Here is a 20,128-nt window from a genome sequence, read left to right as displayed (position 1 = left end):
TTCGATCCAGCGTATCGATACCGCTCCATGGAGTCAAGCGCACCCGCTTACTAACATGGCGCCAGATTTCACGCGAGGAGACACCATGAGTACCGGAACCCAAGCGACCGCCATCGTGGTGGGCGGCGGCATAGGCGGCCTGGCCGCCGCGCTGGCCCTGGCCAGGGAAGGCGTGTCGGTCGAACTGCTGGAGCAGAGCCCGACCATAGGCGAGATCGGCGCCGGCATCCAGCTCGGCCCCAACGCCTTCGCCGCGCTGGACGCGCTGGGCGTGGGCGAGGCCGCGCGGCGCCGCGCAGTCTTCACCGAGCGCCTGATCATGATGGACGCGGTCGACGCCACCGAGGTCGGCGGCTTCGAGGTGGGCGAGGCGTTCCGTGCGCGCTTCGGCAATCCCTACGCCGTCATCCACCGTGCCGACATCCACCTGTCCATCCTGGAAGCGGTGCAGGTCCATCCGCTGATCCGCTTCAAGACCTCCACCCGCGTGCAGGCCCTGGAACTGGGCGACGGCCAGGCCACGGTGGTGGACGACCAGGGCGGCCGCCATACGGCCGATGCCGTGGTGGGCGCCGACGGCGTGAAGTCGGTGATACGCGACACGCTGATCGGCGACGAGGCCCGGGTGACCGGCCACGTGGTCTACCGCGCCGTGGTGGACGAGGCCGACATGCCCGACGACCTCAAGATCAACGCCCCGGTGGTGTGGGCCGGCCCGAACTGCCACCTGGTGCACTATCCGCTGCGCAACGGACACCAGTACAACCTGGTGGTCACCTTCCACAGCCGCGAGCCCGAGGTCTGGGGCGTGCGCGAGGGCAGCAAGGAGGAAGTGCTGTCCTACTTCGAGGGCATCCATCCCCGTCCGCACCAGATGCTGCACCGTCCCACGTCCTGGAAGCGCTGGGCCACCGCCGACCGCGACCCGCAGCCGCGCTGGGGCCAGGGCCGCGCCACGGTGCTGGGCGACGCCGCCCATCCCATGACCCAGTACCTGGCACAGGGCGCCTGCATGGCACTGGAAGATGCCGCCACGCTGGGCGCGGCGGTGCGCCATGCCCGCGGCGACCTGGAAGCGGCGTTCCGGCTGTACGAGAACTCCCGCATCACCCGCACCGCGCGCGTGGTGCTGTCCACCCGCGCCATGGGCACGCTCTACCACGCCAAGGGCGTCGAGCGCCTGGTGCGCAACTCGCTGTGGGTGGGCCGCACCCAGGATCAGTACTACGACGCGATGCAGTGGCTGTACGGCTGGCGCGTGGAGACCTGCCTGAAACCCTTGGTGTAACCGACCGGCCGCCGATACATCAAATAATACTAATTCGCGTTATCATTCCTGGAATTTCAACATTCCGGGAATCGCGGCCTCTCCACAGGCGCGACCTTAGCCTCATGTTGCGCAAATTCGGAGTCCTGCTGCACCGCTGGTTGGGCCTGGGCGTCGCCGCCTTCCTGTTCATCGCCGGGCTGACCGGCGCCTTCATCTCGTGGGACCACGAGCTCGACGCGTGGCTGAACCCGCAGCTGTTCGAGCCCGCCACGCAGGGCGAGCCGCTGCCGGTCGAGACCCTGATCGCCAGGCTGGAAGCCGAGGATCCGCGCCTGATGGTCACCTTCAGCCCGCTGGAGGTCGAGCCCGGCCACGCCCTGCTGGTCTCCGTCACCGGCCGCATCGACCCGGCCACCGGCAAGGCCTTCCCGCTGGACTTCAACCAGGTCGCGCTGGATCCGGTCACCGGCGACGTCCAGGGCCGGCGCGAATGGGGTGCGATCTCGCTCAGCCGCGAGAACCTGCTGCCTTTCCTGTACAAGCTGCACTACACCATGCACCTGCCCGACGTGAAGGGCGTGGAACTGGGTATGTGGTTCATGGGGCTGGTCAGCATCGCCTGGTTCCTGGACTGCTTCGTCGCGCTCTACCTGTCCTTCCCCTCGTGGCGCGCCTGGCGCAAATCGTTCGCGTTCCGCGTCGGCAAGGGCGGCTACGCGCTCAATTTCGACGTGCATCGCTCCGGCGGCGTCTGGCTGTGGGCGCTGCTGCTCCTGCTGGCGGTGACCTCGATCTCGCTCAACCTGGGCAACGAGGTCGTGCGTCCGGTGGTCAACCAGATCTCGCCGCTGACGCCCACGCCGTTCGAGACCCGCCCCCTGCGCCCGCTGGACCAGCCCATCATGCCGACGCTGACCCGGACGCGGATCGTCGAGCTGGGCAGGGCCGAGGCCGGCCGCCTGGGCATCGCCGAACCGGCCGGCGCCGTGTTCTACGGCGCGCTGCAAGGCATCTATGGCGTAGGTTTCTACGAACCCGGCAACGACCACGGCGACGGCGGGCTCGGCAACAGCTGGCTCTACTTCGACGAAAAGAACGGAGCGCTGCTGGGCAAGCACATCCCGGGCACCGGCAGCGCCGGGGACGTGTTCATGCAGGCCCAGTTCCCGCTGCATTCCGGCCGCATTCTGGGCATTCCCGGACGCATCTTCGTGTCGCTGCTGGGACTGTCGGTGGCCATCCTGAGCGTGACGGGCGTCGTGATCTGGGCGAAGAAACGCAAGGGCCGGATGGCCTCGGCCAGGGCGGCGCAGGCCCGCATGCGGCCCGCCGCGGCTACGAACTTGCCTGGCCTGTCTTGACGGCCACAGGGTAGGGTCGCCGGCGGCGAAGCCCGCCACCGATGGCGGGAAAGGCGATGGACAGGACGGCCGCATCCAGGGTGACGTCCACGCCTATCACCAGCGTCGCGTCCAGCACATCCAGCAGCCGCAGCATGCGCGCCCGTTCCTTGGCGAACGAGGCGCGGACCCGCGTCGGCCCCCAGGGCTGGAGCTCGTCCAGCGAGACCGGCACGGAGGTGTGGCCGCTGGCGCCGTTGCCATGGCCGACCCGCAACTGCACGCGATCCAGGTCCAGCCGCGCGCCGACCACGATGCGCCGGTTAATGCCGGGACGGCTGGCGATGCAGGCGATGGCGGAGTCGATCAGCGCGCAGACATGGTCGGCGGAGCCGGCCACCAGCAGCGGATGGTCGGGTACATCGGCCTCCACGTACCGGACGTTGCCGTCCGGCGAGAGGTCGTAGTCCTCCACGGCTGACTGGATCACGCGCCCCAGGTCGCACAGCGGCCCCGCCGCGCGGCGCTCGGACAGCTCGCCGGTAAGTTCGGTCATGGAAGTGCTCGCAGAGACAAGCTTGGGGCGAGTCTACGGAAGAGCGATCCATCCCACTGCAAACAATGTGCAACACACTGGCCGGCGCAGCCACGCCGGCCAAGGTTTTTACCGCTAGTAGGCGCTAGCCTTCGAAAGCAGGTCCAGCGATTCCGCGTCCAGTGCCAGCGTGGCGGCAGCCTGCAGCGAATCGAGCTGGGCGGCCGAGGTGGCGCTGGCGATGGGCGCCGTGACCGCGGGCTGGTGCAGCAGCCAGGCCAGCGCCACGGCCGCCGGGGTCGAGCCATGCCGCTGGGCCACCTGGTCCAGGGCCTCCAGGATGCGCAGGCCGCGCTCGTTCAGGTACGTGCCCACCCGGCTGCCGCGCGCCTTGCCTTCGAGGTCGGCGGCGGTGCGATACTTGCCGCTCAGGAAACCGCTGGCCAGCGCGTAATAGTTGATGACGGCCACCTGATTGCGCAGCGCCACCGGCGCCAGTTCCGTCTCGAACGCCTGGCGCTCGATCAGGTTGTACTCGGGCTGCAGCGTGGCATAGGCGGCAAAACCGTTGGCACGGCTCACGTCCAGGGCCTCCTGGAAGCGGGCGGCGGTGTAGTTGGACGCACCGATCGCGCGGACCTTGCCGGCCTTCACCAGCCGGTCGAAGGCCGCCAGGCTTTCCTCCAGCGGCGTCGCCGCATCGTCGTCATGGGCCTGGTACAGATCGATGTAGTCGGTCCGCAGGCGGCGCAGCGAACCTTCCACCGCCTTTTCTATGTACGCGGCCGACAGCCCGCCCGGATTGCCCAGCGCGGGCTTGCCCACCTTGGTGGCCAGGATCACGCGATCGCGCTTGCCGCTGCGCTTGAACCAGTTGCCGATGATGGTTTCCGATTCGCCGCCCTGGTTGCCGGGTACCCAGCGCGAATAGGCGTCGGCGGTATCGATGAAGTTCATGCCCCGGTCGGCCAGCGCATCCAGGATGCCGAACGACGCGGCCTCGTCCAGGGTCCAGCCGAATACGTTGCCGCCGAAGGCAATGGGGAATACCTGCAGGCCGGTGGTGCCGAGCGGTCGATAGGTCATGGCTGCCTCGTGCGGAAGGGAAACGGAATCGAAAATAGTAGGAGATTCCGGCCTCCCGACCAAATAGCCGCCACGCATGAGCTAGTTCACGCGCCGCCCGCCTGCGTGGTGCGTTCCTTGATCAGTTGATGCCGCCTTTCCATTTCCTGCCGCAGCTCGCGCCGCAGCAGCGCCGCCTCGCAGCGCTGGCGCTCTTCCTCGTCCTGCGGTTCGAGCGGGGGCACCGGTACCGGCACGCCGTCGTCGCCCACCGCGACCATCGTGAAATAGCAGCTGTTGGCGTGGCGCACGGTCTTGCTGCGGATATCTTCCGTCACCACCTTGATGCCGATCTCCATGGACGTGCGCCCGGTGTAGTTGACCGCCGCGTAGAAGGTGACCAGTTCGCCCACGTGGATGGGCTGGCGGAACACGACCTGATCGACCGACAGCGTGACCACGTAGCGCCCGGCGTAGCGGCTGGCGCAGGCATAGGCGACCTGGTCGAGATACTTGAGGATGGTGCCGCCATGGACGTTGCCCGAGAAATTCGCCATGTCGGGCGTCATCAGGATCGTCATGGAAAGCTTGTGCTGGGAATCGTTCATGGCGAACCTTCTGCGCGAATATGAAGCAGCGCCATTGTAGCCAGCGCGGACGCGGCCCGCGCGGCGGCGTTAACATGGACCTCCGCCATCATCCGCCTCCGGGAGACGTCATCATGCCCAGCCCCACCCTCGCCCTCCTGCATCCCGGCGCCATGGGCGCGGCCATCGGCGCCTGCCTGGTCTCCACCGGCCACCGCGTGCTCTGGTGTTCCGCCGGGCGCAGCGCCGCCACGGCCGCGCGGGCGCGCCAGGCCGGTCTGGAAGACGCAGGCTCCCTGGCCGACGCCCTGCGCGCCGCCGACATCGCCATCTCGGTCTGCCCGCCGGACAACGCGCTCGACCTGGCGCGCGAGGTCGCGCGGCACCGGTACGGCGGCGTCTTCGTCGACGCCAACGCGGTCTCGCCGGCCACCCTCCGGCAGATCGAGGAAGCCGTGCGCGCCGGCGGCGCGCGCTTCGTGGACGGCGGCATCATCGGCCAGCCGCCGCGCGCGGCCGGCAGCACCCGTCTCTACCTGGCCGGCGACGGCGCTTCGGACATCGCTGCGCTGTTCGAAGGCAGCGCGCTCGAAGCCATCGCGCTGGACTCCCCCGCCGGCAGCGCTTCGGCGCTGAAGATCTGCTATGCCGCCTGGAGCAAGGGCGCCACCGCGCTGCTGGCCGGCATACGCGCGCTGGCCCGCCACGAAGGCGTCGAGCCGGCCCTGCTGGCCGAATGGCAGCGGTCCAGCCCGCAGACCCCGGCACGGTCGGAAGAGGTCGCGCAGAAGGCCGAGAAGGCCTGGCGCTGGGTGGGCGAGATGGAGGAAATCGCGTCCACTTTCCATGCCTCCGGGCTGCCTTCGGGCTTTCACCTCGCGGCCGCGGACATCTTCCGGCGGCTGGACGTCTACAAGGATGCGCCCCGGCCGCCCGCCATGGACGAGGCGCTGGACCGGCTGCGGCGCTGACCCGCCGGCTTCAGACCAGGCCGAAGGACTTGGCGCGCAGCGCCGCCTCGGCGCGCGAGGCAATGTTGAGCTTCTCGTAGATGTGCTTGACGTGGTCGCCCACGGTATGGCGCGAGATGCCCAGCGCGGTGGCGATCTCGCCCAGCCGCAGGCCACGCGCCAGCAGCACCAGCACTTCGTTCTCCCGGGCCGACAGCGGGCTGATGACCGTGGACGGCCTCAAGCGGAAATGATCCAGCAGCCGGCGCGCGATGGCGGGCGACAGCGGCGGCTGGCCCTGGGCGATGCCGGTCAGCATGGCCGCGAGCTGGGCCGGCGGATGTTCCTTCAGCACATAGCCCTGCGCGCCGGCCTGCAAGGCGGCGAACAGCTTGCTGTCCTCGCCCGTGATGCTGGACACCACCACGGTGCAGCGCGGATGCCGCAGCGTCAGGGTGGCGATGAGTTCCGTGCCATCGCCGTCGGGCAGTCCCAGGTCCACCAGGGCCAGGTCCGGCACCCGCTCGGCGATGGCCGCGCCCGCCTGCGCCAGGTCCTGGCCGCAGCGCACGCGCGCTTCCGGAAAGGCCAGCGCCACGGCCTCGCTCAGCATGGCCGCCGCTTCCGGCAGGTCTTCGACGATCAGGATGTCGTTCATGCCCGCACCTCCGCCGGCGCCGCCGGCTCCACGGACGCCACGGCTGAATTCCCGGGCCCCAGCGGCAGGCAGATCCTCAGGATACAGCCGTCCTCGCCGCGTTCGAGCCCGACCACCCCCTGGTACTCGGCCAGGCGCCGCCGCATGCCGGCCAGGCCCAGGCCGATGCTGGCCGGCCCCGCAACGGGCGCGCTGCGGCCGGAGCCGCGCATGCCATCGTCCACCATGACGATGTCCAGCCGGCCGTTGCCCGCTCGCACCTCCACCTCGATACGGGTGGGACCGCCATGCTTGAGCGCGTTGGACAGGCCCTCGCGCAGGGCGCGTTCCAGGGTGGCCTTCATCCGGGCCGGCAGGGCCGACTGCATGTCGGGCAGCGGCATGGCCGGCACGAACTCGTTCCAGACGAAATCCACGCCCGCCGCGTCGCAGCGGGTGGCCATCTCGGCGCGCCAATCGGCCAGTGCATCGGCCAGCGGCTGGCTGTGGCCCTCCAGGGCCGACAGCGTGGTGCGCAGGTCGCTCATCGCCGCGCGCGCGACATCGGCCGCCACGCCGTCGCCCGCGCGCGACGCCTGGTGGATCAGCATCAGCAGCCGCGCGCCGATGTCGTCGTGCATGTCCTGCGCGATGCGATGGCGTTCTTCGCGCACGCCCCGCTCGTAGGAATCGCGCCCCTCGCCCGCCTTCTGCACCAGGCTGGACAGCGATACCGCCAGCTCGACGTCGTGCGGCGCGAACAGCCTGCGGCCGCGATCGGCCAGGCGCAGCACCCGCGCCTCCAGGCCGCCGCAGGACGGCACCCACAGCGCCTGCCCCGACTCCAGCAGGGTGGCCGAACGGGGGTCCTCGGCCTCGGCATGCGCAAGGCGGCGAATGTCCAGCGGATCGAACAACTGCCCGAGCAGCGCGTCCCACCGGCGCTCCTGTTCCCCTCGCGAGGGCGAGAAGGCAATGCGGATCAGCTCGGGGAAAGTGGAGTCGACCCGCGCGCCCCGGGCGCCGGTCAGCCGGCGCCACAGCCACTGTCGGAACGGGAAGTACAGCCAGCCGCACAGCAGCAGCGACACGCCCATCGAGAACGCCGGGTTCCAGCGCAGCCAGACGATCAGCGCCGCGTCCATCAGCACCACCGCCAGCGCCCCGGCCAGCCACAGCAGGATCCGGTAGGCCCAGCGGTCCAGGTCGAACAGCCGGTACCGGCGCAGGCCGAACGCGAGCCCGACGTAGATGATCAGGAAGTAGCCGAAGGCGTAGCCCTGGGAGATGGGCGGAAAGAAGCCCAGCACCTTGGATCCCGTCGTCGAGAAGACGAACAGGCCGCTGCCCACCAGCATGGACAGTGCCAGCCAGCGCAGCGCGGCCCGATCCAGCGGACGGCCCCGGCTCATTCTCCATTGCACGCCGGCCAGCGCGATCGCGCCCAGCATCTCGGACATGATGCCCATGCGGGTCCAGTTCTGGCTGGGCAGCCACTGCATCGTGTCGGCCAGCCACCAGGCCCCGTACACCACGGGCAGCGCCCACAGCGCCCCCACCGGCACCAGCCGCCTCGGATAACACAGGAACACCGCCAGCAGCGCGCACCCGAACATGAAGGCGCCGGCGTGGTTGGCGGCGGACAGCGCGTGGAACAGTTCCCCGCCCAGCGCCAGTTCGCGGCTGCTATAGACCGCCGCGGGCACCGCGAAGGCGGGGAAGGCCAGGCCGGTCAGCGCGAACATGCCCGCGCCCAGGTCCGTCGGCCGCAAGGCCCAGACCCAGCATGCGATCAGGCACCCGGCGAAGCTGACGACGAGCTGGAACCAGAACGTCGCCGGCAGCGATCCCAGCGGCCGGGTCGCGGGCGTCCAGACCTCGGCCGCGCGCGAACCATCGACCCGTGTCCACTCGGCCCGCACGGGCCCGTCCAGCAGCGCGCGGAATTTTGCCTGCCGGTCGAAGAACCTGTTCATGCGCGCGTATTCGTCGAAGAAGTCGGGCTCTTCGATCAGGTCGTCGGGCTCCACGTCCAGGCCGGTGCGCTCTCCGGGACGCGAAAGCGCCAGGCGCGACGCGCCTTCCTCCAGGCCATGGGCGGGGCCGCCGGACAGTCCGCGCGCGCGCACGCTGCCGGCTTCGTCGACAGTGAATGCGATGCCCAGCCAGGGCGTCTGCAACGCCCCCCAGGTGGCCGCCGCGGCGGCGGCCGCGCACAGCGCCAGCACCGCCAGCAGGATGCGGGCAGGCACGGCCAGGAACGAATTGATGGGCATGTCGGGATTCCAGCGGCAATCGGGACGCGAACGGGGGCGGCACGCTGATGATGAAGAAAGACCCCGGCCAGTACAAGCCATTCGTCGCCTGCCGGCAACCCCGTGTTCGCGGGATTGCCCGCCCCGCTCCACATGGGAAGAATCGCCGGACACCACCCGACCGGCCGCGAACGCGGCAGGTCTCATCCACGCCACGAAGGTATTCCATGATGAAGCTACCGTTCTTCCCGCCACGCATTGCGCGCCTTGCCGCGTGCGCCTGTCTCGCACTTGCCCTGGGCGCCTGCGGCGGCGACGGCGGCTCGTCGGGCGGCGCGAGTCCGCCGGCACCGAAGACGGACACGCTGTCGGGCACGGCGGCCACCGGCGCCGCCGTGGCCAACGCCACCGTCACCGTCGTGAACGCGGCGGGCGCCACCGCCACCGGCAAGAGCGGCGCCGATGGCCGCTACAGCATCACCATCGAATCGGCGCCGCCCTACCTGCTCAAGGTCTCGACCGGATCGGGATCGGTGCTGTACTCGTTCGCGGCGGCCGCGGGCACGGCCAACATCACGCCGCTGACCACGCTGGCGCTGCATGATGCCGGCGGCAGGAAACCGCTGGCCGCGCTGTTCGAGGGTTGGAAGACCACTCGCCTCGCAGGCGACGCGATCACAGCCGCTGCCAAGCGTGTGAACGCCAACTTCGCCGCGCTCTACACCGCCAAGGGCGTGGATCCCAAGACCTTCGATTTCTTCAGCCGCGGCTTCGCCGCCGACGGCAAGGGCTTCGATGCGGTGCTGGACGGCGTATCGATTTCGCTCAGTTGCTCCACCACGTCCTGCTCGGAAACGATCAAGGTCGGCGAAAGCGTCACCACCTATGATTTCTCGATCAGCGTGGCCGGCATCTCGTTCAGCGGCGGCGGCACGAGCAGCACCATCCCGGCCGGCTCGAAGTGGGAACTGACCGTGCGGGGCTCGGCCAACGGCGTGCCTTTCGAGCAGACCATCGGCAACATCGAATTCGGCGCCGTGCCGGCCTCGGCCGACGGTGCCCAACAGGTGGTGCAGCAGTACGGCGGCGTCTCGGGCGGCGTGTCCGGCCCCGGGGTCAGCCTGAGCTACAGCTACAGCGACCTGTCGACCAGCTACGAGGGCTGCGGAGGCTGCGGCGTCGGCAGCACCATCGTGCTCAAGAGCAAGGGCTCGGTGTCGGTCTCGGGCACCGCAAACGGCATCACGATCCCGCCCACCACGACCCGGTTCGACTACACCTATACCTACAGGCGCACCAGTTGATCCCGGTCCCGGCGGGAGCCGGGCAGGCCCAGCCCCAGGTGATCCCTGAAGGTCGGGCCTTCGTAGTCCAGGCGGAACAGGCCGCGCCGCTGCAGCACCGGCACGACCAGTTCCGCGAATGCCTCGACGGCCCCTGGCACGTAGGCGGGAAAGATGTTGAAGCCGTCCGCCGCCCGCTGGTCGAACCAGGCCTGGATGAAATCGGCGACCTCCTCGGGGTTGCCCACCACGATGGCGCCCATGGCCCCCGCCGTATCGATCAGGTCGCGATAGGAAATACGCGCCGCACCCGTCAGCGACCGGCGGGTGCGGCGGGCGGTCTCGTCGATCAGCCTGCGCCCCGCCTCGGACGCCTGCCCGTACAGCGCGGGTTCCACCACGGCGCCGGGGTCGTTGCCGCGCACGTCCACGCCCAGGGTCTCGGACAGCGCGCTCAGGTTGCGCCGGCGGCCGCGCCCCAGCCCGCCCTTGCGGACCTCGCCCGCCGCCTCTTCCGGGTCCAGCGGCAGGAAGGCGTTCAACCTGTCGTAGATCGCCACGGCTTCTTCGGTGGTGGGCGCGACTATGGGCGTGAGGCCCGGCAGGATGGCGATTTCGTCTTCGCCGCGTCCGTAGCGGGCGGCGCGCTGCTTGATGTCGGCGTAGTAGGCCTGGGCCGACGGAATGTCGGGCTGGCCGGCGAAGATGACGTCGGCCTCGCGCGCGCCCAGTTCGCGCGACCGGTCCGAGGTGCCCGCGTGCAGGATGACCGCATGGCGCTGCGGCAGCCGCGGCACGTCCAGCGGGCCGGCGATGCGGAAGTGCCGTCCGTCGTGATCCAGCGGGACGCCCGCCGGCGCCTCGACCGACGGTGCGCCGTCCCACAATGCCTTCACCACGTCGACGAACTCGTCGGCCCAGTCATAGCGCTTGCCCGTTTCCCAATGCTCGGTACGGCTGAAGTTGGCGGCGGCGATGTCATCGGCACCGGTCACGATGTTCCAGGATGCACGGCCCGCGCTGACGTGATCGAGCGATCCCATCAGGCGCGCCACGGAATAGGGGTCGTAGTAGGTGGGGTTGGCGGTGACCACGATGCCGATGCGCGACGTGGCGGCAGCCAGGCTGGCGGCCGTCGTGAACGGCTCCAGCCGCGACATCTGCGCGGGGTTGGTGCGTTGCAGCCGGGGATCCGTGGCCAGGCGGTCGCCCAGGAACAGGAAGTCGAACCGGGCCCGCTCCGCCACTTGCGTCACGTGCTGCAGGAACTCGATGTCGAACGCCGCATCCTCCTTGGAGCCGGGCAGCCGCCAGCCGGCGGCGTGGGTGCCGGTGGCCCAGAACATCAGGCCCAGGTGCAAACGGCGAGGGGGTTGGCTCATGGCGGTCATCCGTTGACGGGTTGCGGGGAAACGTGGCGATTGGCGGGACGGGCCAGGCCCAGGCGTCCGCGCAGCGTGAGCGCGGCGCCTTCGGCGGGCGGGGCGGTCGCGCCGCGCCGAACCAGCCCCGGCACCACCAGTTCGGCGAAACGCGGCCATTGGCCAGGCTCGGGCGCCGGCGCCACCGCGAATCCGTCGGCCACCCGCCGCGCCACCCATGCCTGCAAGGTGGCGGCGATCTCGCCCGGCGTGCCGATCAGCGTGACCGCATCGGCACGCGAAGGCGCGCGGGCGCGCAGCCGCTGCGCTTCGTCCGGCGTGTCGGCCACCCAGGGCACGATGGGCGCGAGCACCCGCGGCGGATTCGCGGCGCGGCCTTCGCGCACGGCCAGTGCGCGCAAGGCTTCGGCCGCCTCGCGCACGCCGGCTTCGTCCCCGGCCGCCACCACCACGATGTCGGCCTCGGCCGCCGCCCAGGGGCGCGAGGCGGCCGAGCGTTCGACATGCACCAGGGGCAACTGGCCCTGCGGCGGCCGCGCGACGTTCAGCGGTCCCTGGACCTGGAAATGCTCGCCCCGGTGCGCAATGGCGTGGATCTTGGCGCCGTCCACGAAACGGCCGCTGGCCTTGTCGCGCAGGAAAGCGTCGTCCTCCCAGCTGTCCCACAGCGCGCGCACCACGTGCAGGAACTCCCTGGCATGCCGCCCGGGATCCGCCGGCGCGGCGCGATCGCGCACGCCGAAGTTGACCGCCGCCGCGCGCGCGGGATCGTGCACCAGGTTGAGCGCCGCCCGCCCATGGGTGATGTGGTCCAGCGAAGCGGTCAGGCGGGCCAGGTTGAACGGTTCGTAGTAGGCGGCGTCGGCCGTCACGGCCAGGCCCAGGTGGCGGGTGCGCGTCGCGATGAAGGAAGCCGCCGTGAACGGGTCGAGGCGCACGCGCGGCGCGGCGCCTTCGACGCGCGGTTCGTCATCGAGCACCAGCAGGTCGAACCCGGCGCGCTCGACTTCCAGCGCCAGGCTGGTCAGCAGCGAGCCGGCGAACGCCGTCTCGATCGAGGGCTCGGCGCGGCGATGCAGATACGCCAGCAGCGGGCCGCCGGCACGCGGAAGGGATACGGATGTGGAAGACATGTGGAACCCCAGGTGAAGAGTCAGCGCGCCGAGGCCAGCGCGCGCAGCGGAGCCCGGGCCGGCGAGGCGCCTGTGTCGATCGCATGCAGGGCGTCGTAGATCGACGCCTCGAGCTTGAGCAGCGGCAGGTCGCCGCGCCGGCGCGGCCGCGGAACGGCCACGCGGAAGGTGTCGTGGATATGGCCCGGCCGGGGCGACAGCAGCACGATGCGGTCGGCCAGGAACACCGCCTCGCCCACGTCGTGCGTGACGAACACCACCGTGCGCCGGTGCGCCTGCCAGATGCGCACCAGGTCTTCCTGCAGCCGGATGCGCGTGATGTGGTCCACCGCGCCGAAGGGCTCGTCCATCAGCAGCACGCTGGGCTCGTTGGCCAGCGCGCGGGCGATGCCGGCCCGCTGGCGCATGCCGCCCGACAACTGGTGCGGGTACTTGTCGCCGAATCCCGCCAGCCCCACCAGCTCCAGATAGGCCTTGGCGGTCTGGCGCCGCAGCGCCTTGTCGCGTCCCCGGATCTCCAGGCCCAGCTGGACGTTGCGCGCCACCGTGCGCCAGGGCAGCAGCGAGGCGTCCTGGAACACCACCCCCACCGAGGGGAACGGCCCGGCGATGGGCCGGCCGTCGAACAGGGCCTTCCCGGCGGTGGGGCGCTGCAGGCCGGCCAGGATCTCCAGCAGCGTGCTCTTGCCGCAACCGCTGGGGCCCAGCAGCACCACGAACTCCCCTTCATCGATATCGAGGTCGATATCGGCCAGCGCATGCACGGGCTTCGCGCCCCCATAGACCTGGCTCAGCTTGCGGATCGAGAAAATGGACACCGGGCGACTCCTTGCGATCAGCCTTTCAGCGCCGCCGATCTATCGGGGTACTGGAACGGCTTGACGTATTCCCGCGGCACGAAGCGCAGGTCGATGTACTTCTTCGCGTCATACGGCGCCTTCTGGTTCTGCTGCTCGATCTCGATGCGCTGCGTATCCTGGATGGCGACCGGATCGACGTCGGGATTGTTGTCCCAGACGTCGTCCTCCTGCCTGAGCGCCAGTTCGACCGCGCGGGGGTTGAGCTTGAGCCGCGCCTGCAGCCACGGCAGGTACTCCGGGTAGTTCGCCTTGGCGTAGGTGTAGGACTTGAAATAGGCCCGCAGCCCGCGGCGCAGCAGGTCGGGATCGTTCGCGATCAGCCGGTCGCCCGCGATCAGCACGCCGGTGTGATAAGTGGGCAGGTAGTCCCAGCCCCGGGCCAGCGTGCGGCTGGTCTTCTCCAGCTCGCCCAGCGCGGCAAAGGGCTGGTGGATGATGGTCGCGTCCACCTGGCCGGAGATCAGCGTGCCGTAGGCCTGCTGGGTCGAGCCATTGCCGAACAGCGTCACGTCGCGGCGGGGATCGAGGCCGTTGCGGACCAGGATCGTGCGCAGCACCGTATCCAGGTTCGAACCCGCATGGGCATTGCCCACGGTCTTGCCCTTCAGGCCGGCGATGCTCTGGATGCCGGGCCGGGCGATCAGGAAGTACGGTCCCTTGCTGCGAAAGCCCGACGATACGATCTTGATCGGCGCGCCCAGCGCCGCGGCGCGCAGGTAGACGCTGGTCGGCCCGAACGCGAACGACAGCTCGCCGGTCGCGACGCCGGTCACCGCATCCTGTACGTCCACGAACTCCACCTCCAGGCCCTCTTCGCGGAAGAATCCTTTCTCCACGCCAAAGGCGATGGGCTGCTGGGTGTAGCTGTTGGTGGCCACGAGCTTGAGCTTCTTCGTCGCGGCGCCCTGCGCGGACGACAATCCGGGAACGGAGGCGGAAAGGGCCGCCAGGGCGGCAAGGCGCGACAGCATGTCGCGTCGGTTCTTGTTCATGATGGAATCCACAGGAAAGCGAAGCGGGGAAATGACGAACGGTCAGGCATGCTTCCACCGGAGCAGCACGCGCCTCTCCAGTTGCTCGACCGCGAAGATGATGAGCAGCGCGAACACTGTGATGGTGGCGACCAGCGCGAAGACGGCGGCGGTGTCGTAGACGCCGGTGGCCCGGTTCAGCAGATTGCCGATGCCCGCCTTGGACGCCACGATCTCGGCCAGCAGCGCGGCCACCACGCACATCACCGCCTCCACACGCACCGCCGCCATGATCGAGGGAATGGCCGACGGCAGGACCACCTTGAAGATGCGCTGCGCGGGCGTCGCGCCCAGCACCCGGGCGACCTTCAGATGGTTTTCCTGCACCTGGCGGATGCCCGCGATCGTGTTGAACACGAAGATGAAATAGCCGAACAGGAAAACGATGAAGACCTTGTGCGCATAGCCTATGCCCAGGTACAGCGTCAGCAGCGGAATGATCGCGACCTTGGGGACGGTCATCAGCGCGACCAGGAACGGATTGAGAAACCGGTGCACCGCCGGCAGCAGGCCCATCACCACGCCGGTCGAGACGCCGGCCACGAACGCGATGGCGAGTCCCAGCAGCGCCTCGGACAGGGTCACCAGCAGGTGGCGCAGCAGGCCATCCTGCGTCACCAGGCGGGGGAAGGCCTCCAGGACCTGCGTGGGCGATGCCAGGTAGATGGGCTTGACCGCGCCGCTGTCCACCAGGAACTGGATGGACAGCAGGATGGCCGCCAGCAGCAGGACCTGCCCCGCGACGATCAGCAGCGCGGCGGGCACGCGCTTGCGCGGCCGTGGCTCGCGGGCCGCGAGGGGAGGCACGGGTACGGCATGGAGATGCGACGGAATGCTGGACATGGCGGCAAGGCGGAAAGACGTCGGAGGACTACTCTATGCCGCCGCCGGCCGGCGCCGAAGGAATTTGTCCGCATATGCAATGCCGCAAATCGCATTTCCGCCGCGCCGCGCGCGTTGCTAGATTGCGCGTTCCAGCACTTTTCCGCCTTCGGGACCACGCATGCAATACATCGATCTGGGCACCACCGGCCTGCGCGTCTCGCGGCTGGCATTCGGCGCCTCCAGCTACGGCTCCAGGGACTGGATGCCCTGGGCCCTGTCCGAGGACGACGCCCAGCCCCACTACCGCGCGGCATTCGAGCACGGTTTCAACCTGTTCGACACCGCCGAGTCCTATTCCAGCGGCCTGAGCGAGGAAATCCTGGGCCGCGCCATCAAGCGCTACGGCACGGGCCGCGACAAGGTCGTCATCGCCACCAAGGCGGGCCTGAGCAGCGGTGAGGGCGTCAGCCACGGCCTGTCGCGCAAGCGTATCCGCCACGCCATCGACGACAGCCTGCGGCGCCTGGGAACCGACTACATCGACCTCTATCAGATCCACCGCCTCGATCCCCACACGCCGCTCGAGGAAGTGATGCTGGCCCTGGATGACGTGGTGCGCGCCGGCAAGGCGCTCTACATCGGCGCCAGCAGCATGCACGCCTGGCAGTTCGCCACCTTGCAGCAACTGGCCGGGCGTGACGGGCTGACACGGTTCTCGACCATGCAGAACAAGTACAACCTGCTATACCGGGAAGAAGAGCGCGAGACCCTGCCGCTGTGCCTGCATCAGGGCGTGGCGGTGCTGCCCTACAGCCCCCTGGCGCGCGGCCTGCTGGCGGGCAGCCGCAGGCAGGACACCGAACGTTCGCGCGTCGTCCGCGACTTCGTCCGCCCGGAGGACGAGAGCATCGTGGACCGCGTCATCCAGGTCGCCGCCGAGCGCGACGTCAAGCCGGCACAGATCGCGTTGGCCTGGCTGCTGCACAATCCGGCGGTCACCGCTCCCATCGTCGGCGCCACGCGCGCCGCCCACCTGGACGATGCCGTGGCCGCGCTGGACATCGTACTCAGCGCCGAGGAACTGGAACGGCTGGAAGCGCCGTACGTGCCGCAGCAGGTGCAACTGGACCGGAACGTGGCACCCGTGCCCGGCCAGACCGCGTCGCCCGATTTGCTGCGACTGTTCCGCCGCTAGCTGTTCCGGCGGCGGCGCGTGGCACGCCACTTGCTGCGGAACGCGCTTTCAGGAGACCTCCCATGAAAGATCGTCCGTCCGACACGACCGCCAAGCCCCCCACTGTCATACGCGAACGGCCGGCCGATCCCAACTGGCTGGGCGTCGGCTCCGAGGAACGGCCGCGCGAGCCGGTCGAGCCGCAGACCGGCTCGGAACCCGCCAACGTCGGCCGGAAGATGCCGGGGGAGGTCCCGTCCGCACTGGGCAAGCCGCCGTCGCGTCGGGGTCGCGATCCCGACCTGGCCTGAAGCCTCGTCAGTCTTCCTCGTCTTTCCCGCTGCGCCGCTCGTTGCCCGCCGCGCCGTCGCTGCGCACCTCCACGTCGGCCCCCTGCTGGCCGCGCTGCGCCGGCGTGAAATCGTCGGATCCGGGCAGCGTCCCGGTCCTGGCCTCTCTACCGGCTTGCGCGGTCCCCTGGTCGAACTCGGTCGTCGCCCCTTCGGGACCGGGCGGATGATCCACGTCCGGACGCGGGGCGTCGTCGGAGGAAACATGTTTCGGGCGCGGCGCGCCGGCATTGGGGTCGGGAGGGGTTTTCATGGTCGGCTCCTGTCGAGTTGCCGTGCCAGGCAGCAGCTTTCGTGCCCGGACGGCAGCGCAGGATCCGCCCCCGCCCGCTCAATCGAGAGAGATCGCATTGCGTGCGATGATTGGCCGCCAGCGGTCCAGTTCCCGCGCGATGTAGTCGCGGAACGCAGCCGGCCCGAGATGGGCCGGTTCCATGCCCTGCGCACGGTAGTAGTCGACAACCTTGGGATCGCGCAGTGCGACAGCTACGGCCGCATGGATGGCCTGCAATACGGCGGGCGGCGTAGTGGCGGGCGCCGCGAGGCCGAACCAGCCTATGGGGTCGAAGTCGACGCCCTGCTCCTTCAGCGTGGCGACCTGCGGCAGCATGGGGGTTCGACGGGGCCCCACGACCGCGACGGCGTCGATCTTGCCAGACTTGATGAAAGGCGCCACGGCGAGCGGCGGCAGCACGGCCATCTGCACGTCGTTGGCGATCAGGGCGGAGACGATCTGCGGCGAGCCGGCATAGGGTGCATGCGGAACATCGCCACCGCTCAGCGCAACCAGGTAGGCCATCGCCAAGTGACCCAGCGTGCCGTTGCCTGGCGACGCATACGCCATCCTGCGCGAAGGGTCGCGCATCGCTGCCAGCAGATCCGCGGCGCGTCCGGCATGCATCGCCGCACTGGCCACCAGCACGGTAGGCGTCTCGGCCACCATCGCCACCGGCGCCAGGTCGCGCAGCGGGTCATAGGGCATCTTCTTGTACAACAGCGCGTTGGTGGCCAGGGGCCCGGCCGGTGCCAGCACGAGCGTGTATCCATCGGGCTCGGCGCGGGCCACTGCACCCGCGCCTATCATGCCTGCCGCTCCGGCCCGGTTCTCGACCACGACCACGTGGCCCGAGACCTTCTGCACGTTCTCGAAGATCAATCTGGCCAGCGTATCCGGGACCGAACCCGGACCGTAGGGCACGATGACGCGGACATTCTTCTGCGGCCACGCCTGCGCCTCCGCGAAGCTGCTGCTCATCGCGCAGAGCGCGGCCACGAGGGCGATTGCAATTTTCATGTTGTCTCCTTCCTGTCGATGGCATGCCGTAGGCGCTCAGGTCTCGGACCGCAGCGATGACCATTCCTGCGCGGTACGGCCAAGGTTGCCAAAGCGGGCAAACGCCCATCGCATGATCTGGCTTTCCCCTTGCCATGGCGGACTGTCGCCCAGATGCAGCCAGAGGCGGTAAAGAAAGCGCCGCTGCGCGGGATCGGGATCGTCCTCGTAGGCAGTCCTGCCATGCACCACGGTGAAGTTGTTCAGCAGTTGGACGTCGCCCGGTTCGAACGCCATGTGTAGCGCCATGTCCGGACGCCTGACTACCGAGTCGAAGCAATCGAGCGCGGCCCGCTCCGCGTCCTCGAGCGGGGTACCGAGCTTGGCCGCCGCGCCTTCTATATAGGACCTGGCATAGCGGCAGCTGACCCGCGCGCCGTGCCGGACGAAGACGGGGATACGCGGCGAGGCAGGCGCCTCTTGCGGCCATTGCTCGCCCTTGCGATCGTAGGGAAACCCTCGCTCCAGCACCTCCATGTGCTCCGGATGATCGGCAAGCAGCGCGTTGTAGACCGCCGGTGTGCTAACGATGGTGCTGGCACCTCCCGACATGGCCTTGTTGACGCACAGCAGCGCGACGACGTCGGTGGGGTCGCAGTGATAGTTCAGGTCGGCGCGGCTCTGGTATCCCCGGGCGTTGCTGCGATGGGCCTCGGCCGAATAGTCGAACCGCACGCCCTTGTCGGTGACGGGGCACAACAGGTCGCCGTCGGCGTTCTGGGTCAATCCGGTACCCAGCAACGCGCCCAGCATCCAGAATGCCAACCCGGCCTTGTCTCCCAGTTCACGCACCGGCACGCCGCGCAGCAGCACGAATCCGCGGGTGCCGAGCTCCCGCTTCACCTCGCGCATCAGCATGGCAAGCGGAACCAGATGACGGGCCGCCCACTCGGGCGTCGCGCGCGCCAGGTCCTGGCCGTCGAATTCCCGAGCCGCTCGCGCCAGGCAGCCGGCCTGCTCGTCGCTCAAGCGATGCAGCCAGGATCGATCGTGCTCGAAATCCGCCGCCTTCCAGACCGCGGGCCCTTCCGCGGGAGCTCGGCAAGCCGCCGCAAGCGTGTCAGTCATGTCGTTTCACCGAAGCATCCAATGGAGCCGCAGTGTCCCATCGCCGCCAGGGCTGAGTAAATTGAATTGATGTCGGTTAGTATTAACCAAAGGTTAATCGGGGAATCCACGTGAATCTGCGCCAGATAGAAGTGTTCCGGGCCATCATGCAAACCGGGTCGGTCAAGGGCGCGGCCGAACTCCTGCACGTTTCTCCACCCGCAGTCAGCAAGTTGTTGGCCACGGCGGAACGCCGCTCGGGATTGCGCCTGTTCGAACGCGCGAAGGGACGACTCATCGCCACACCGGAGGCCACTCAGCTATACGAGCAGGTCGACCGCATGTGGGCAGGCGTCGAGCGCATCCGCGTGATGACCGAGGAACTGCGCAACCCCACGGCGGGATCGCTGCGCCTTGCCATCTCGCCCAGCCTGGGCGCGACAGTGGTGCCCCAAGCCGCCACGCAGGTATCGGAAAGCACTCCACACGCGAGGCTGCACGTCGACCTGCTCATTCCCCACCTGCTAGTGCAGGCGCTGGTGGACGGCGCCGCGGACCTGGGTCTGTCGCTCAGCCCGCAGGATCATCCCAGCCTCCAGATCCTCGGTCGCTACCCCTGCGGGCTGGTCTGCGTCATGCCTGCGGGCCACGCACTGGCGCGCAAGGAAACGGTACATGCCTCGGACCTGCGGGATCATCGCGTCATCTCCTTTCCGCAAGCGCTACTGTATGGCGTCACGCCGCAAGATCTGTACGGGCGCTACGCCGCGCAGATCCAGACCGGCATCGAGGTGCGCTCAGGGCAGACCGCCTGCTGGTTCAGCCTGGCGGGCGGCGGCGTCGCCATCGTCGATGCCACCGCGGTAGCGGGAGCCGCCTTTCCCGGCCTGGTGGTGCGCCCCTACCAATGCCGAGCCCGGCTCGAACTGCGCCTGCTGCGCCATCGGCATCGCCCCCTGTCCAAGCTGGCCGAGGCCTTCTGCGCCACCTTCGACCAGACGTGGAACCGCCTGCTGGGAGGTCGTTCCCGCTCATCTGTAGCAAAATAGCGCCCATGCGGCCGCGTGCCGC

The 20,128-nt window shown here is 69.2% G+C and carries 20 protein-coding genes; 7 read left to right on the top strand and 13 right to left on the bottom strand.

Annotated elements, in window-relative coordinates; genetic code table 11:
* Positions 1-85: 85 nt before the first annotated feature.
* Positions 86-1,288 carry a 3-hydroxybenzoate 6-monooxygenase gene (locus tag N5K27_RS18115; protein ID WP_087838070.1) on the top strand — a complete coding sequence of 401 codons (1,203 nt, stop codon included), beginning with the start codon at positions 86-88 and terminating at the stop codon, positions 1,286-1,288.
* 107 nt (positions 1,289-1,395) lie between these two features.
* Positions 1,396-2,631, top strand: a complete 1,236-nt coding sequence (locus tag N5K27_RS18110; protein ID WP_130357884.1) for a PepSY-associated TM helix domain-containing protein — start codon at positions 1,396-1,398, stop codon at positions 2,629-2,631.
* On the opposite strand, the gene N5K27_RS18105 is transcribed toward N5K27_RS18110, so the two are convergent.
* The 3 genes from N5K27_RS18105 to N5K27_RS18095 all read right to left on the bottom strand — a co-directional run bounded on the left by N5K27_RS18105 (position 2,606) and on the right by N5K27_RS18095 (position 4,818).
* A complete protein-coding gene (locus N5K27_RS18105; RefSeq protein WP_087838071.1) occupies positions 2,606-3,166 on the bottom strand; it encodes a hypothetical protein in 561 nt (186 codons plus the stop codon). The two genes, N5K27_RS18110 and N5K27_RS18105, sit on opposite strands and share 26 nt — an antisense overlap.
* A gap of 114 nt (positions 3,167-3,280) precedes the next feature.
* Positions 3,281-4,231, bottom strand: a complete 951-nt coding sequence (locus N5K27_RS18100) for an aldo/keto reductase (protein WP_087838072.1) — start codon at positions 4,229-4,231, stop codon at positions 3,281-3,283.
* Between the two features lie 86 nt (positions 4,232-4,317).
* Positions 4,318-4,818: an acyl-CoA thioesterase gene (locus N5K27_RS18095; protein ID WP_087838073.1), complete on the bottom strand. Its 501-nt coding sequence runs from the start codon at positions 4,816-4,818 to the stop codon at positions 4,318-4,320.
* Positions 4,819-4,931: 113 nt separating this feature from the next.
* Here N5K27_RS18095 and N5K27_RS18090 point away from each other — a divergent pair, with 113 nt between their 5' ends.
* Entirely contained in the window at positions 4,932-5,768 is an 837-nt protein-coding gene (locus N5K27_RS18090; protein WP_176400685.1) for an NAD(P)-dependent oxidoreductase, read from the top strand.
* A 10-nt stretch (positions 5,769-5,778) separates the two neighbouring features.
* Here N5K27_RS18090 and N5K27_RS18085 read toward each other — a convergent pair whose 3' ends face one another.
* Positions 5,779-6,405 (bottom strand): response regulator transcription factor, encoded by a 627-nt coding sequence (locus N5K27_RS18085; RefSeq protein ID WP_087838075.1) that lies wholly within the window; start codon positions 6,403-6,405, stop codon positions 5,779-5,781.
* On the bottom strand, positions 6,402-8,660 hold the full coding sequence (locus N5K27_RS18080; protein ID WP_176400686.1) for an ATP-binding protein: 2,259 nt from the start codon (positions 8,658-8,660) through the stop codon (positions 6,402-6,404). The genes N5K27_RS18085 and N5K27_RS18080 overlap by 4 nt, the downstream gene beginning before the upstream one ends.
* A 206-nt stretch (positions 8,661-8,866) precedes the next feature.
* Here N5K27_RS18080 and N5K27_RS18075 point away from each other — a divergent pair, with 206 nt between their 5' ends.
* A complete protein-coding gene (locus N5K27_RS18075) occupies positions 8,867-9,943 on the top strand; it encodes an Ig-like domain-containing protein (RefSeq protein ID WP_087838077.1) in 1,077 nt (358 codons plus the stop codon).
* On the opposite strand, the gene N5K27_RS18070 is transcribed toward N5K27_RS18075, so the two are convergent.
* From N5K27_RS18070 to N5K27_RS18050, 5 genes are read right to left on the bottom strand one after another with little or no spacing between them, the layout of a single operon-like run.
* Positions 9,925-11,304, bottom strand: coding sequence for an NtaA/DmoA family FMN-dependent monooxygenase (locus N5K27_RS18070; protein WP_279817927.1), 1,380 nt, complete (start codon positions 11,302-11,304; stop codon positions 9,925-9,927). The genes N5K27_RS18075 and N5K27_RS18070 overlap by 19 nt on opposite strands.
* Before the next feature lie 5 nt (positions 11,305-11,309).
* Entirely contained in the window at positions 11,310-12,437 is a 1,128-nt protein-coding gene (locus N5K27_RS18065; RefSeq protein WP_279817925.1) for an LLM class flavin-dependent oxidoreductase, read from the bottom strand.
* Between the two features lie 20 nt (positions 12,438-12,457).
* The gene (locus tag N5K27_RS18060; RefSeq protein ID WP_279817923.1) at positions 12,458-13,255 is read right to left on the bottom strand and encodes an ABC transporter ATP-binding protein; all 798 of its coding nucleotides are present in this window, start codon (positions 13,253-13,255) and stop codon (positions 12,458-12,460) included.
* Between the two features lie 17 nt (positions 13,256-13,272).
* Positions 13,273-14,289: an ABC transporter substrate-binding protein gene (locus N5K27_RS18055; RefSeq protein WP_279817921.1), complete on the bottom strand. Its 1,017-nt coding sequence runs from the start codon at positions 14,287-14,289 to the stop codon at positions 13,273-13,275.
* A gap of 42 nt (positions 14,290-14,331) precedes the next feature.
* Positions 14,332-15,171 carry an ABC transporter permease gene (locus N5K27_RS18050; protein ID WP_279817919.1) on the bottom strand — a complete coding sequence of 280 codons (840 nt, stop codon included), beginning with the start codon at positions 15,169-15,171 and terminating at the stop codon, positions 14,332-14,334.
* Positions 15,172-15,331: 160 nt separating this feature from the next.
* On the opposite strand from N5K27_RS18050, the gene N5K27_RS18045 reads away from it, so the two are divergent.
* Together N5K27_RS18045 and N5K27_RS18040 are read left to right on the top strand one after the other, a co-directional pair.
* Complete coding sequence (locus tag N5K27_RS18045; protein ID WP_279817917.1) at positions 15,332-16,348, top strand: aldo/keto reductase; 1,017 nt, start codon at positions 15,332-15,334, stop codon at positions 16,346-16,348.
* 62 nt (positions 16,349-16,410) lie between these two features.
* A complete protein-coding gene (locus N5K27_RS18040) occupies positions 16,411-16,638 on the top strand; it encodes a hypothetical protein (protein WP_279817915.1) in 228 nt (75 codons plus the stop codon).
* Positions 16,639-16,645: 7 nt separating this feature from the next.
* Here the strand turns inward: N5K27_RS18040 and N5K27_RS18035 are convergent, their stop codons facing one another.
* From N5K27_RS18035 to N5K27_RS18025, 3 genes are all read right to left on the bottom strand, one after another.
* On the bottom strand, positions 16,646-16,930 hold the full coding sequence (locus N5K27_RS18035) for a hypothetical protein (protein WP_279817914.1): 285 nt from the start codon (positions 16,928-16,930) through the stop codon (positions 16,646-16,648).
* Between the two features lie 78 nt (positions 16,931-17,008).
* The gene (locus N5K27_RS18030; protein ID WP_279817913.1) at positions 17,009-17,971 is read right to left on the bottom strand and encodes a tripartite tricarboxylate transporter substrate-binding protein; all 963 of its coding nucleotides are present in this window, start codon (positions 17,969-17,971) and stop codon (positions 17,009-17,011) included.
* 36 nt (positions 17,972-18,007) lie between these two features.
* Positions 18,008-19,078: a TauD/TfdA family dioxygenase gene (locus tag N5K27_RS18025; RefSeq protein ID WP_279817912.1), complete on the bottom strand. Its 1,071-nt coding sequence runs from the start codon at positions 19,076-19,078 to the stop codon at positions 18,008-18,010.
* 110 nt (positions 19,079-19,188) lie between these two features.
* On the opposite strand from N5K27_RS18025, the gene N5K27_RS18020 reads away from it, so the two are divergent.
* The gene (locus N5K27_RS18020; protein WP_279817910.1) at positions 19,189-20,106 is read left to right on the top strand and encodes a LysR substrate-binding domain-containing protein; all 918 of its coding nucleotides are present in this window, start codon (positions 19,189-19,191) and stop codon (positions 20,104-20,106) included.
* Positions 20,107-20,128 lie beyond the last annotated feature (22 nt).

This window comes from Pigmentiphaga sp. GD03639 (genome assembly GCF_029845405.1).
In the GTDB taxonomy this organism is placed as follows: Bacteria; Pseudomonadota; Gammaproteobacteria; order Burkholderiales; family Burkholderiaceae_B; genus Pigmentiphaga; species Pigmentiphaga daeguensis.
The sequence above is the reverse complement of the archived record's forward strand: the minus strand, read 5'-3'. Positions and strand labels throughout refer to the sequence as shown.